This is a genomic window from Marinomonas posidonica IVIA-Po-181 (genome assembly GCF_000214215.1).
GTDB classification, from domain to species: Bacteria; Pseudomonadota; Gammaproteobacteria; order Pseudomonadales; family Marinomonadaceae; genus Marinomonas; species Marinomonas posidonica.
In genome coordinates, this window is sequence record NC_015559.1 from 472,467 (window position 1) to 485,910 (window position 13,444).

Below are 13,444 nucleotides of genomic sequence, written 5' to 3' on the forward strand. Positions count from 1 at the left end.
AAGCCTTGTTGTGAGAGAAGAATGCAACCAGTCGAACATTTTGCGCCCCGAGTATTAGCTTGGTTTGATGAGCATGGGCGCAAAAACTTGCCTTGGCAGGAAAACAAAACCCCATACCGTGTGTGGATTTCTGAGATTATGTTACAGCAGACTCAGGTCACCACGGTCATTCCCTATTATCAAAAATTTATGACGTCCTTCCCCACCGTGGAAGCGTTGGCCGCCGCAGAACAGGACGAGGTCTTGGCTCATTGGAGTGGGCTTGGGTATTACGCCCGTGCGCGCAATATGCACAAGGCTGCGAAAAGGCTGGTTGACGAGTTTGACAGTGAGTTTCCGCAAAGCTTGGAAGGTGTGTGTGAGCTGCCGGGGATTGGGCGCTCAACAGCGGCGGCCATTTTGTCTATTTCTCGAGGGGTGTCAACTGCTATTTTGGATGGCAATGTCAAACGTGTGTTAGCACGTTTTCATGCTGTGTCCAGTTGGCCTGGTGAAAAGAAAACAGAGCAAGCTATGTGGCGCTTGGCGGATGCTTATATGCCAAGTCAGCGTTGTGGCGATTACACGCAGGCGATGATGGATCTGGGGGCGACCCTGTGCACACGTTCTAAGCCACAGTGTTTGTTGTGTCCCTTAGAAATCGATTGTCAGGCCAGTAAAAAACCGGATCCGACGCAGTTCCCCATTCGTAAGCCCAAAAAGGCCCCTAAGCCCGAGAAGCAAACTCAAATGCTGGTCTTGACCGATGATGAGCAACAAATTTTATTGGAAAAACGTCCTTCATCTGGAATTTGGGGGGGGCTGTGGAGTCTGCCGGAATTGGCGGTAGAAGAGTCAATTGTTTTACACGCGGAACAAAGGTTCGCGACGAATGTGTTGTCTGTCACGCCTTTGTCATCTTTTCGACATACGTTTAGCCATTACCATTTAGACATTGTAGCGAGTCAAGTCAAGTTGGCGGCGATCAAGGGCGTTATGGAAGCCAATAAATACCAGTGGTTTTCGCTCTCTGATGCTTTGGCATTGGGGCTGCCAACGCCAGTTCGGCGTATTTTAGAACAAGATCTGAATGAATTGAGTTAACACATCAACAGGACGCACATTATGTTGGATTCAGCCAAACAAAATTCAGCTTATTTAACTCGGGTCGTGGAGATATTTTCTGCGTTCTTTTTATTAGGTTGGACAAGTTTTGGTGGGCCAGCGGCGCATCTGGGATATTTTAATCAGGTTTTTGTGCAACAGAGAAAATGGGTTGTCGAATCTCAATATGCTCAATGGGTTGCTTTGAGTCAGATCGTCCCTGGTCCTGGTTCGAGTCAGGTGGGCTTCGCACTTGGGTATCATCGTGCTGGGTTATTGGGTGGCATCGTGGCGTTTATCGCCTTTACATCGCCTTCTTTTATGATCATGGTGTTGTTGGCGCAATTTGGTCATATTTGGCAGGGTGACGTCATCTTTACGGGTGTGGTTCATGCACTTAAGTTATTAGCTGTGGTTGTGGTGGCGGATGCTTGCTTGACCATGTGGCGTTCGTTTTGTCAGTCAAGACTGACGGTTTTTTTAGCCTTGTTTAGTACGGCAATCTTGATATGGCTGCCCATGAGTTACATCAGTTTGGTGGTGTTAATCGTTGCTGCAGTGGTATCTATTCTGCTCTTGGATACAGAGCCCAAAATTTACTCGGCGTTGCCAAGTGTCCCAATGGCAGGCCTGTTCTTTTGTTTGGCGATATTGCTGTTTGTACTGAGCTTTTTCTTATCAGAAGGTCTTGGACAGCTGTTTGCGGATTTTTATCAGGCGGGCGCCTTGGTGTTTGGGGGCGGCCATGTTGTGTTGCCTATGTTGTCGGCGTTCGTTGCTGATACCGTTTCAAACGCTAACCTTCTCATCGGCTATGCCGCCGCACAAGCTGTGCCTGGACCTATGTTTACCATGGCCAGCTTTTTGGGGGCTGCGTCGGCACCGGAAGGGACGAGCAGTTGGTTATGGGCCTTGGTCGCGACACTGGCGGTTTTCCTTTGTGGCTTATTGTTAATGTTGAGCGCACAGGGTGTGTGGCAAAAGCTGTCTGATAATCGTCGCTTTTTAGCCGCGGTCGCTGGGTTAAATGCCGCGGTTGTGGGGATTTTGTTGGCCGCCTTGTATCATCCCATTGGGTCTTCCAGCGTACTTTGTTGGCAAGATGCGTTGATGGTTGTGGTCGGTTTTGTTTGGCTGAAGTGGAAACGACCCTCTATTCTCTTTTTGATTTTGGCGTTTGTGTTGCTTGGTGTGTTGCGTGGTTCTTTAGGATGATTAAGTGTCTTGCTGATAAAGCTTGAATTTTATCTTTGTAACGCCATTATGATGACAAGCAATCCGGTTAATCAATAAAGCTAACGAGACAGTCTTATGGCGAATATGGTTTTTTGTAAAAAGTATCAAACAGAAATGGAAGCGTTAGAGCGAGCTCCTTTGCCTGGTGCGAAAGGACAAGAGGTATTGCAAACGGTTTCAAAGCAAGCATGGCAAGAATGGCAACTTCTGCAAACCATGATGATCAATGAGAAACAGCTTAACTTAATGCAGCCAGACGCTCGAAAATATGTGATGGAGCAGATGGATAAGTTCTTCAATAACGAAGAAACCGATAAGGTAACAGGGTACGTGAATCCTGATGACATTACGGAGCTGTAAATACGGTTTGAGTGATAAAAAAAGCCCGGCATAGGAAGCGTTTAGCCGGGCTTTTTTTATGTGTTTTTTGAGTGACTTATTGGGTTACGAAACTGGCAAACAAAATGTCTTTAATCGGTGTGATCCCCGTTTCCGTCTTGAGGGCATCGTTGACTGCAGCAGCAGCCTCTTCTCGAGTTTTCTCACGAGCAATGGCACCGGAAACTTGCGCTGTGGTTCGCGAGCTTAAAAACATCACGATTGCATCACGAACCAATGGCATATTGTGCTCAATTAAATCCACCCGAGTTTCATCCGTACGAATGCTGATGCTGGTTTTGATGTATTTTAGCTGTGACCCTTCACTAATGTGATTCACAATGAAAAGGGGTTTTAGCTCAATATAAGCCGGTGTCGGCGGATCAGCAGCATACGCGCTGGAGACAAGTACACTATTTAGACAGATGAGGAGCAATGCGATAGGTTGTCGAAATAAAGGCATCATCAATGACATGTTCGTTTCTCGTATTCATTACAATAGTTAGTATACTAACTGGCATATTAGCATGCTGTCAGTAGGAATTTTGCACTTTCCTGTATTCTTGCTGTCATAATGGCTTGGTTTTTGTTTTGTTGGTTGTTTTAGGAAACCCTATATGACAAGTTTTATCACGGCGCGCCGTTTTCATGGACTCATTGCTTTCACCGCTTTCGCCTTACTTAGTGTGGCGTTTTATATGGAATATGAAATGGGCTTAGAGCCTTGTCCTTTGTGTATGCTGCAGCGCATTATGTTCTTTGGTGTTGGGGTGATATCACTTATTTCTGCTTTACTTAATAGTGTCAAAATACGTTGTGTATGCGCTTGGCTGGTTGCTGTGTTATCGATATTGGGTGCGGCCTTAGCCATTCGCCATTTATATTTGCAGAATTTACCAGACGATCAATTACCTGCATGTTTGCCTGGTTTGAGTTATATGTTTGAGGTGTTTCCATGGCAGGAAATCATGCAAGCCATGATAATGGGCACAGGAGAATGTGGTGATGTGGTGTGGACGTTCATTGGTTTGAGCATTCCAGGTTGGACCTTAGTTGCCTTTGTTACCATAGCCATTATTAATGTGAGGATTGCATTGACAGAAAATAAAGCTACATCCTTCTCATAAAAGGTTACAAATCCCTGCAGGGGATTGCCTTGCAGGGCTGATTTGATAGGAATATGCTTGGCATAAGACGTAAAAATAATGAATAGGTTGGAGTCTGCATATGTTAGAAAGTTGTAAAACAGCCCAAGAGCGGTGGGGCGGCGTGCATGAAATTATCGATCGGTGGTTGGAGCAACGCCGACAGATGATTGAGTCTTTGGTCTTTCTACGAGAACGCGGTGAATTTACACCAACTGATACGCCTAAGATTTTGACCCTTTGTGAAATGTTGGTCGATTATGTTTCTACAGGCCATTTTACGATTTATGAACAGTTGGCCATTGAAGCCAAAGAGTTTCATGATGATGGTGCCATTGTCTTGTTAGGTGAGCTGTTGCCTGAAATCGACAACACCACCGAAGTGGTGATTGAGTTTAACGACAAGTACGACACCAAAGAACACTGCAACACGCAATTAGAAGCCTTACCTTTTTCTTTACAAGCCTTAACTGTGGTATTGGCTGAACGTTTCCAGTATGAAGACAAATTGATTAGGGAATTACATGAAGCGCACAGTGAAAAAAGCGCTTAAGAACAGTATCTGGGTCATGATAAGTGTGACTCTGTTATCTTGTTCTGCGGAATCGCCAGTCCGAACGGCGCAATATGCAACACAGGGACTTTATTCTGCCGATTTAAGCCATGATGGTGCTTATGCCTTAGTAGGCTCCATTCAGCATGGCGGCAGTTATTGGAAGACGTCTGTTAATGAGCGCCGTTTCAGTTGGAATCACGCTCAAGGAGAATTCTCTTCGTTTAACAGTGTCGACATTGCGCCCAGTGGTGAGTTTGCCGTAACGGGTGAAGCTCGTACACTGGTGCTATGGCGTACGGCCAATGGTCAATCCGATGGTTACTGGACCACTCCTGGTGATATCCTAGCGGTTAAACTGACTCAAAATGGTGATTATGCCTTATTAGGGTTGGATGATCAGACGGCTCGTTACTTTGATGTAAAACGAGGTGGTATTCGTCAGACTCTGAGAACTGGTGCGAAGGTTCGAACGGTTGATGTCACAGCGGATGGTCGTTTAGGTGTTACTGGTGACGATTTATCCAAGGTCATGGTTTGGGATCTGCAGACGGGCCAGAAAAAATTTGAATGGACATTAAATAATCGGATTTCAACCGTGTCGATTTCAGCGGATGGCAAGTACGTTTTTGCCTCGGCACAGTTAGGGAATGCCAAAGTGTGGTCCTTGGTGAATGGTCGAGAATTAACCTCAATTGATACGGGTAAGTTGAAATACCGCAATGTCACCATCAGTAAAGCCATTTTCTCTGATGATAACCGTCAATTACTCACTGGTGAAGTAAACGGTAAAGTATCCTTGCTGCAAGTTAGTACTGGGCAAATATTGAAAGAATGGGAAGTGCACAAAGCAAAAAACCGCCCTTCAGGTGCCAGTGTGATTGCTTTGTCATTTGGTCTAGGTAACCGTTATTATGCTGTTGGCAGTAACGGTTATTTGAATGTGTTGGAATAACGCATGCCAAAGGCTTCTTTCCCCGCTAGGTGGGCTTCTTTGTTTGCGCTACAAGCCTTTATAGCGGTGGTGGCGGGTGCATTCGGCGCGCATGCTTTAACCAGTATGTTGGAGCCAAAAGCATTGGCTTGGTGGCAAACGGCCAGTCAATATTTGATGTATCATGCCTTAGCAGGTTTACTGTTTTCCTTGTTTTATACCCATATCGGTTCGGTCCGTCGAATCCTCGCCCTGCTTTTAGTCGGTAATCTGTTGTTTTCTGGAAGTCTCTATCTTATGGCATTGACGCAATTAACCTGGCTAGGAATGTTAACGCCTTTGGGGGGGATGTGTTATTTAATGGCGTGGACTTGGTTTGTTTGGCGATTATGGCAATGTAAACCTTAGTAATTGAGCTGTATTGGACAATGGAAAACAGGACAGAAGCGCTTTTTTGCGTTAGCATAGCGTCCCAATTTTAGACTGATGTTGGCTTGCGTGGCCACCATTAGATCTCCCTACTAGAGCAATTTGAAACGATAGAGCAACATGAAAGATCAACAAACCGAAATTCAAGACTCAGAATTGCCAGAGTCCAACCCACAAGAACCAGCCAAAAAGCGCACCATACGAAGCTTTGTTGTTCGTGGTGGACGCATGACAGAAGGTCAGCAAAAGAATTACGACGCCAATTGGGCGATGTATGGCCTGAGTCTAGAAGACGGCCGTATTGATTATAAAACAGTATTTGGTCGTGAGTCCGAGGTGGTCCTAGAAGTGGGTTTTGGGATGGGGGCTTCTTTGGCTGAGATGGCTAAAAATGCACCTGAAAAAGATTTCATCGGTATTGAAGTGCATCCGCCAGGCGTGGCTAAATTGATGATGTTGGCCAAAGAGCAGGGTATTACCAACTTAAAAGTCTATTGTGATGATGCTATTGAAGTCATGGCGAAGTGTTTGCCAGAAAAAGCCGCGAGTTGCTTTCAGTTATTTTTCCCAGACCCATGGCATAAAAAGAAGCATAATAAGCGACGCATTGTTCAGCCATTATTTGCGCAGCAAGTGGCGAATGTTTTAAAAACAGGCGGTCAATTTCACATGGCAACTGATTGGCAGCCTTATGCAGAACACATGATGGAAGTAATGGAAGAGCAAAGCTTGTATCAAAATGCGGCAGGCAAGGCGCAATATTACCCACGACCAGAGTGGCGTCCTCTTACTAAGTTTGAAAATCGTGGCGAGAAACTAGGACACGGTGTTTGGGATTTGATTTATACTGTTATTCGTTAAAAAGGTTATCACTAGGGCTTAAAATCAGAATTAACTTAAATGTCATTAAGGGGAACATGAGTGAGCGATCAGCTATTTAAGGAACAGCAGCAAGAACTACCAACTTTAGGCCAATATTATAGCCGTCAAGAAGATGAAATAGATTTGAAAGAGCTATTTTTAGCACTTTGGAAAGGAAAGTGGATTATTGTTTTATCTACTTTTTTGGTGACTGTGCTAGCAATAGCATATGCATTATCTGCGACACAGAAATGGACGGCTCAAGCTATTGTCACTGTCCCACAAGTGAGTGATTTCTCTCAATATCAAAAAATGGTGAATGGTTTTCAGCCCGCTTTTGATATATATCAAGAAGATGGGGCTGTATTGGTAAGTGAGAGCTTAGCTTCTTTAGTTGATTCTGAAAAGTTATTTTCATTGTATATACAACAGTTTCAGTCTAAGTCAAATAAGTTGGATTATATAGCGACACTAGAGGCTTTTAAGCAGGACAAAGCTTTGATCAGCAGCGAGCTGTCTGACGAAGAGCTTGAGCGGGCTGAGCAATTACTTTATTCAAAGTGGTCTGATAAATTAGATTCTTCTTCGCAAAAAGATAATTCGTCAATATATACCTTGAATGGCACATGGGAAAACGCCGAGGGCAGTTTTTCATTCCTAGCAGGCTACTTAGATTATATCGATGTAAAAGCCAAGAATGTTGCCATTTCAAACTTAGCTTCTATCGTCAATGGTAAATTTAATGGGCTGACTCAAGAAAAGCGTTTGTTAGAAGATCAGGCAAAAAGTCGTTTGAAGATTGAACTGGAACAATCTAGGTATGCATTACAGATTGCTAAAGCAGCCAAATTGAATGCCCCAGTAGAAAACTTGGGTGATAAGGATATATTCTCAATTAATATGGGGGCGAATGCTTTAGAGGCAAAAGTTAAGGTTCTTGAGCGTTTAGAGCAGCTAGAGATACTGGAGCCAAAAATTCAAATTATAAACTCTAAGCTCAAACTATTGAACCAGTTAGCTGTTGATCCAAGTATCGTATTCCAAACCTCAAGATTTATTGAGCGTCCGGAGAAACCTTTGAGTCGTACTTCACCTAAACGACCTTTAATTGCTATTTTAGGTACTTTTCTTGGCGGTCTGTTGGGTTGCTTTATTGTTTTAGTAAGGTTTGCTTTTCGAGAAAAGTAGTTTTTGAGGATTCAAAAGGATGATTTTTAAATAACTGAGGTTTGCTCACATAGCTAAAAATTTTAGAAACTATAACGATAGGGATTTTTGATAGTGCACGTGTGCTCTGAAAGGTAGTCGAAGGAGGCCTGCATAGAGATAGGTCTTCAAGTGTGCAGAAGCTTATCTAAGCCTGAACTAACACGGTGATTCTTGTTTAGACAATAAAAAAAGCGACCAAAGGTCGCTTTTTTTATTGAGGTTTATCAGTGCTTGTTTATTTAATTTCTACACTGTCGCGGCTATTGCCAGCATCAAAGTATTCTTGGAACACTTTTGGTGTTCGGCCACGGCCAGTCCACTCATGAACTTCACCCGCGACTTCAAGGCGGTATTTAGGCTCGACTGTTTTGCCTTTAGTTGCGCCTGTTTTTGGTGTGGTAAGAAGAGCAACTTCTTCCATAGTGAGACCGCTTTTTGCGATTAAATTAGCAATTTCTTCAGCGCGAGCGGATTTCTCCGCTTGTTCAGCCGCTTTAGAGGCTTCTTCTTCTTTTGCTTTTTCTAATGCGTTGTTTAGCCCGGCAATTAGATTCTCAAGTTGTGCAACGCTTAGCTCTTTCGCGGCAGCGCGTGCTTTTGCTTTATTGCCTGCTAACTCAAGTAATAAACTCATTAATTTCCCCTATTTAACGGTGAGAACTGGTTGCGTATGGTCCTGTACTGAAAAATAGATCCATCTTTTAAACCCAGTTATATATGTGTTCAAATGACATCGATGATTAAATAACTTTTAAATACATTGGTTTGATGCTTCAAAAATTCAAAAAAGAATACATAAATTATATTCAATGTAATCGAAAAGTCTAATTTCATTGTAGATTCTAATCAAAATATAATTAATATGCTAATACAATTTCATCTGCTAATTGTTATCAATGTGTAAAAAAATAGGTTAATAAATGAAAGGCATTTCTCAGATTTTAAGTGACGAGTTTTCATTATCAATACAATATTCAGGCAATATCATTGATTTGTTTGAAGAAGGCGCCAGTGTGCCTTTCATTGCTCGTTATCGTAAAGAGAATACGGGTGGTATGTCCGATATTCAACTTCGAGCCTTTTATGAAAGGTGGCAATATCTTGTCGAATTAAATAAACGTCGAGACAATATTCTTTCTTCTTTGTCAAAAGACAGTAACGTCCCTGAACTTGTTAACCAAAAAATTCGAAACGCGATGTCGAAAACAGAATTAGAAGACATTTACGCACCTTATAAAAAATCCAGAAAAAGTAAGATGGGTGAGGCCATTGCTAAAGGGTTAATGCCCTTAGCCGTGGCGCTTTGGCAGGGGCGATGTCTTTCTGATGTGGCAAAAGTGGCCATTTGGTGTCAGCAAAACAAATTAAATCTAGACTCAACAATGGCGTTGCAAGGTGCGCAAGATATTTTGATAGAGACAATTTCGACGGACAGTGATTTATTAAAAGTGGCTCGACAAGCCATGATGAAACAAGGTGTGATTACTAGCCGAGTATTGCGAGGTAAAAAACAAGAAGGGGAAAAGTTTCGGGATTATTTTGAATATGAAGAAGCTGTCTCGAAAGTGGTTTCTCATCGTCTTTTGGCCCTTTTCAGGGGAAAGAAGGCAAATATATTAAAATTAGGGGTTGTGTTTAAAGGACAAGTTGATTGTCCTAATTTTCTTTATTTGTCACATCTAACAAGATTATTCGATGGTAATCAAAAATCCGCATCCTTGTCGACCATCCAAATGTACTATGTTTATCTCGCTTGGCAAACAAAATTGCAGGCCAAGTTGGAAACAGATGTGCTTGCACAACTGAAAGACAAAGCCGAAGACGGTGCCATTCAAGTTTTTGCGAATAATTTAGAAGACTTGTTAATGGCTGCGCCAGCGGGTGCCCATCGAGTTATTGGTGTGGATCCAGGTTTTCGCAATGGTGTGAAGCTAGCGGTTATCGACGAACAAGGAAATGTCTTGGATTATGGGGTGATTTATCCGCATGCACCTCAAAACCAGGTTCAGGCGGCACAGCAGAAGCTCAGTCAGTTGATTCAGCAGCATCAAATCCGTTGGGCCGCGATCGGAAATGGTACGGCTTCGCGAGAAACGGAAGCGTTATTGAAGGATCTTATTGCTACAGAAGGATTATCTTGTCAGGCGGTTGTGGTGAGCGAAGCAGGTGCTTCGGTCTATTCCGCCTCGCCGTTAGCGAGTGCTGAATTTCCTGATTTGGATGTCACCATTCGTGGCGCCATATCCATAGCTCGGCGTTTTCAAGACCCATTAGCCGAGCTGGTAAAAATTGATCCTCAAGCAATAGGGGTGGGGCAGTATCAGCACGATATCAAAGTCAGCGCTTTGTCGACGTCTCTTACAAACGTGGTGGAAGATTGTGTTAACCGAGTTGGCGTCGACATCAATCTTGCGTCTGCGTCATTGTTGTCCTACGTCTCTGGGTTAAGTGATCGCATTGCACAGAATATTGTAGCTTACCGAGAATCCAAAGGACGCATTGAATCTCGAACAGAATTGAAGAAAGTCAAAGGCATAGGTGATAAGTGTTTTGAGCAGTGTGCAGGTTTTTTACGTATCTTGAATGGTAAAGAACCACTGGATGCCTCGGGGGTTCATCCAGAGTCATATGCACTGGTACGCAGTATGGCAGTGAAATTGGCGCTGACTAGTCGTGAATTGTTGAATAATAACGTCGCTTTGCAGCAGTTAAAAACGTTAGCGCCCAGCTTTCAAAATGCAGGGGATTATACCTATTCAGACATTTTGAATGAGCTTGACAAGCCCGGCCGAGACCCTCGCCCCGAATTTACCTATGCGGCTTTTGATCAAAGTATTCAGTCATTAGACGATCTCCATGAAGGTATGACGCTAGAAGGTGTGGTGACCAATGTGGCTGCCTTTGGGGCATTTGTGGATTTAGGGGTACATCAAGACGGTTTGATTCACATTTCACAATTAGCCGATCGATTTGTAAAAGACCCTCGGGATTTAGTGCGAGTAGGGCAGGTGGTTAAGGTGATGGTGTTAGAGGTGGATGTGAAACGAAAACGCATAGCCTTAAAGGCGCAGGGGTTGTGATAACGTCTTGATCTAAAAAAGCACCAGTTAATGAGTTAACTGGTGCTTAAAAGGGAAAACTAGGTTTGCTGAGATTTAAACTGCTGCAGCAATCTGTTGTTTTGCTTGATCAAACGCTTGCTCACCTGGTTCGCCTAGGGCTTGTCCACCGGCAGTAAAGGTCTCTTTGACGTTTAAGCCAAGGAAGCCAAGGAAAGTGTTGATGTAAGGTGCTTGGTGATCCATTGGTGTTTCTGCAAGGAAACTACCGCTTGCTGTGAATACGTATGCGTCTTTCTTTAACAGACCTTCAGGTCCTGTCTCTGTGTACTGGAAAGTACGACCAGCACGTGCCACATAGTCAAAATAAGACTTAAGAGTGGATGGTATGCTGAAGTTGTACATAGGTGCAGAGACAGTGATCAGATCTGCGGCTTCTAGTTCATCGATCAGTTCGTCACCAATAGCAACGATGGCTTTCTGTTCTGTCGTGCGGTTTTCTTCTGGTGTGAACAAAGCGCCTAGGGTTTCACTTGTGAAATGCGGCAGTGGATTCGCATCAACATCACGGGTGACTACGTTACCCTCTGGGTTTTTTGCTAACCATTTTTCGACAAACGCATCTGTCAGTTGACGAGATTTAGAGTTAGCGCCAGCGGCACTTGAATCAATACGTAATAAAGTAGTCATATAAACGTCTCCTTAGTCATGAATTTAGCTTCAATGGTTCAGTTATTTGAAAGTAAAATGATGATATAACCAAATTATTCGATAAAAAAGTGACATTTTTTGGAGATATTGATCGAATAATACGATACTTTAATTTCAAATTGGTTTGAAAAAGAAGAACAGATGTGAAATCCCCAAGAGTGACATTAGAGCAGTGGCGAGTATTGCAAGCCGTGGTTGACAAAGGTGGCTTCGCACAAGCGGCAGAAGCCTTACACAAAAGTCAGTCATCTGTGAGCTATACGGTAGCTAAGTTGCAGGAGCAGTTAGGTTATCCTTTGTTAATTATCGAAGGTCGAAAAGCCAAGTTAACAGAGCGAGGAGAAGTCTTATTACGGCGTTCTCGACATTTGATAAAAGAAGCCGTTGAGTTAGAAGAGCTAGCACATACCTTAGGTCAGGGTTGGGAGCCAGAGTTAGAACTGGTGGTGGATCAAACATTTCCAACCCCTGCGTTATTGAGAGCTTTAAAAGCATTTGAACCTCAGAGTCAAGGAACGCAAGTACAATTAAAAGAAGTGGTGTTAAGCGGCAGTCTAGAAGCCTTGCAAAATGGCCGGCCTGACTTAGTGCTCAGTGGTATCGTACCAAAAGGCTATTTGGCGGACCCGATTGTTGAAGTGGAATTAGTGGCGGTGGCGTCTCCCTTGCACCCCTTAATGGAAGAGAAAGAGCCGATTAATAATGAGCGGCTCAGTCGAGAGTTACAGTTAGTGATCCGAGATTCTGCCGTTGAGTCTTCCATGGATGCGGGCTGGTTGGGGACGGAAAGACGTTGGACGGTTTCTAGTGTGCAATCGGCTTTGGAAATTGTGGTTAGCGGAGTTGGATTTGCTTGGTTGCCGAAAGCAGATATTTTTGATGAACTAGCTAACGGAAAATTGAAAAAATTGAGTTTAGTCTCTGGTAGTGAGCGTAACTTTCATTTGTATGCCATTTTTGGTAAGGGTGAGCGAACTGGGCCGGCGACACGATTACTGGTTGAGTTGTTGCAAGAGGAATGCAATGCTTGCCCAACCAGAGTGACTCCTATATCAGCCTAATGGATTTTGCTTTTATCGACTTGTCATCGAGTAAGTTGATAAAGGCGTAATGGTATCATTTAGATAGATGACGTTACTTGATCTTGTATGATTTTTAGCAAAGACGGCAAGAATGTTCGATCTACTTTATGATCGTCTGACCATAGCTTCGCAAAAGCAATGGCTTTCGGGCAGTGAAAGAGAGTGGTCTCCACGTTGATTTTAACCACCAATTTAGGGCGTTTTTGGCCTTCATAAAACCTATCCAGCAAGGCTTCGTCAGTATGAAGGGTGGCCGAACCCTGTACGCGAACAATTTCTCCTATCCCTGGAATCATAAATAACAGACCCATTTTAGGGTTGTCGATCAGGTTTCTCAAACTGTCCAAACGGTTGTTGCCTGACATATCAGCAAACGCCAGTGTGTGAGGATCCAAAACCTTGACAAAACCTGGCTCTCCGCCACGGGGCGAGACGTCGTTAAATCCAGCTTTGTCCGTTGTGGCGATGACAGCATAAGGGCTGTGTTTAATAAAATGGATGGCGTGCTCTTCTAAGTGCATGATTTCCTTGCTTTCGGCAAGTGGATGAGGTGCATCGTAGAGCTGGTTTAGAGCCTCATGGCTAACAATTTTTGTCATCGTATCCCTCTGTTGAACGGTTTGACTGGAGCATGGGGCAGTATTGTAAATCAATCTCACTTATAAAAGTACGCTCTTCTAAATAGGTGAAAGCAGCTGACAATTATTCTTTTAGAGTGTCAGATTAGAAGAAATAAATCAGAGTGTTAGCGTGAAAATTTAAAA

The 13,444-nt window shown here is 43.5% G+C and carries 15 protein-coding genes; 11 read left to right on the plus strand and 4 right to left on the minus strand.

From position 1 onward, the window contains the following. Positions 1-21 precede the first annotated feature (21 nt). The 3 genes from mutY (at position 22) to MAR181_RS02125 (ending at position 2,679) form a co-directional block, all read left to right on the plus strand. Positions 22-1,083 (plus strand): A/G-specific adenine glycosylase, encoded by a 1,062-nt coding sequence (gene mutY / locus MAR181_RS02115; RefSeq protein WP_013794967.1) that lies wholly within the window; start codon positions 22-24, stop codon positions 1,081-1,083. 21 nt (positions 1,084-1,104) lie between these two features. Beyond that, entirely contained in the window at positions 1,105-2,298 is a 1,194-nt protein-coding gene (gene chrA / locus MAR181_RS02120; protein ID WP_013794968.1) for a chromate efflux transporter, read from the plus strand. A 96-nt stretch (positions 2,299-2,394) separates the two neighbouring features. Next, positions 2,395-2,679, plus strand: a complete 285-nt coding sequence (locus tag MAR181_RS02125; RefSeq protein ID WP_013794969.1) for an oxidative damage protection protein — start codon at positions 2,395-2,397, stop codon at positions 2,677-2,679. Between the two features lie 76 nt (positions 2,680-2,755). Here MAR181_RS02125 and MAR181_RS02130 read toward each other — a convergent pair whose 3' ends face one another. After that, positions 2,756-3,172, minus strand: a complete 417-nt coding sequence (locus MAR181_RS02130; protein ID WP_013794970.1) for a flagellar basal body-associated FliL family protein — start codon at positions 3,170-3,172, stop codon at positions 2,756-2,758. A gap of 142 nt (positions 3,173-3,314) precedes the next feature. Between MAR181_RS02130 and MAR181_RS02135 the strand changes: the two genes are divergently transcribed. The 6 genes from MAR181_RS02135 to MAR181_RS02160 all read left to right on the plus strand — a co-directional run bounded on the left by MAR181_RS02135 (position 3,315) and on the right by MAR181_RS02160 (position 7,807). Beyond that, the gene (locus MAR181_RS02135) at positions 3,315-3,824 is read left to right on the plus strand and encodes a disulfide bond formation protein B (protein WP_013794971.1); all 510 of its coding nucleotides are present in this window, start codon (positions 3,315-3,317) and stop codon (positions 3,822-3,824) included. Positions 3,825-3,924: 100 nt separating this feature from the next. Continuing rightward, positions 3,925-4,395: an Rsd/AlgQ family anti-sigma factor gene (locus tag MAR181_RS02140; protein ID WP_013794972.1), complete on the plus strand. Its 471-nt coding sequence runs from the start codon at positions 3,925-3,927 to the stop codon at positions 4,393-4,395. Continuing rightward, positions 4,367-5,350 carry a WD40 repeat domain-containing protein gene (locus MAR181_RS02145; RefSeq protein WP_013794973.1) on the plus strand — a complete coding sequence of 328 codons (984 nt, stop codon included), beginning with the start codon at positions 4,367-4,369 and terminating at the stop codon, positions 5,348-5,350. Before MAR181_RS02140 ends, MAR181_RS02145 begins: the two co-directional genes overlap by 29 nt. 3 nt (positions 5,351-5,353) lie before the next feature. Continuing rightward, the gene (locus tag MAR181_RS02150; protein ID WP_013794974.1) at positions 5,354-5,737 is read left to right on the plus strand and encodes a DUF423 domain-containing protein; all 384 of its coding nucleotides are present in this window, start codon (positions 5,354-5,356) and stop codon (positions 5,735-5,737) included. A 141-nt stretch (positions 5,738-5,878) separates the two neighbouring features. Continuing rightward, on the plus strand, positions 5,879-6,619 hold the full coding sequence (gene trmB / locus MAR181_RS02155) for a tRNA (guanosine(46)-N7)-methyltransferase TrmB (protein WP_013794975.1): 741 nt from the start codon (positions 5,879-5,881) through the stop codon (positions 6,617-6,619). 60 nt (positions 6,620-6,679) lie between these two features. Beyond that, complete coding sequence (locus MAR181_RS02160; protein ID WP_013794976.1) at positions 6,680-7,807, plus strand: Wzz/FepE/Etk N-terminal domain-containing protein; 1,128 nt, start codon at positions 6,680-6,682, stop codon at positions 7,805-7,807. A 256-nt stretch (positions 7,808-8,063) separates the two neighbouring features. Here the strand turns inward: MAR181_RS02160 and MAR181_RS02165 are convergent, their stop codons facing one another. After that, entirely contained in the window at positions 8,064-8,462 is a 399-nt protein-coding gene (locus MAR181_RS02165; RefSeq protein ID WP_013794977.1) for an H-NS histone family protein, read from the minus strand. Between the two features lie 286 nt (positions 8,463-8,748). Between MAR181_RS02165 and MAR181_RS02170 the strand changes: the two genes are divergently transcribed. Then, complete coding sequence (locus MAR181_RS02170; protein WP_013794978.1) at positions 8,749-10,908, plus strand: Tex family protein; 2,160 nt, start codon at positions 8,749-8,751, stop codon at positions 10,906-10,908. A gap of 75 nt (positions 10,909-10,983) precedes the next feature. On the opposite strand, the gene MAR181_RS02175 is transcribed toward MAR181_RS02170, so the two are convergent. Continuing rightward, positions 10,984-11,577 (minus strand): FMN-dependent NADH-azoreductase, encoded by a 594-nt coding sequence (locus MAR181_RS02175; protein ID WP_013794979.1) that lies wholly within the window; start codon positions 11,575-11,577, stop codon positions 10,984-10,986. Between the two features lie 164 nt (positions 11,578-11,741). Between MAR181_RS02175 and MAR181_RS02180 the strand changes: the two genes are divergently transcribed. Next, entirely contained in the window at positions 11,742-12,659 is a 918-nt protein-coding gene (locus tag MAR181_RS02180) for a LysR family transcriptional regulator (protein ID WP_013794980.1), read from the plus strand. Positions 12,660-12,718: 59 nt separating this feature from the next. On the opposite strand, the gene MAR181_RS02185 is transcribed toward MAR181_RS02180, so the two are convergent. After that, positions 12,719-13,279, minus strand: coding sequence for an MSMEG_1061 family FMN-dependent PPOX-type flavoprotein (locus MAR181_RS02185; RefSeq protein ID WP_013794981.1), 561 nt, complete (start codon positions 13,277-13,279; stop codon positions 12,719-12,721). Positions 13,280-13,444: the final 165 nt, after the last annotated feature.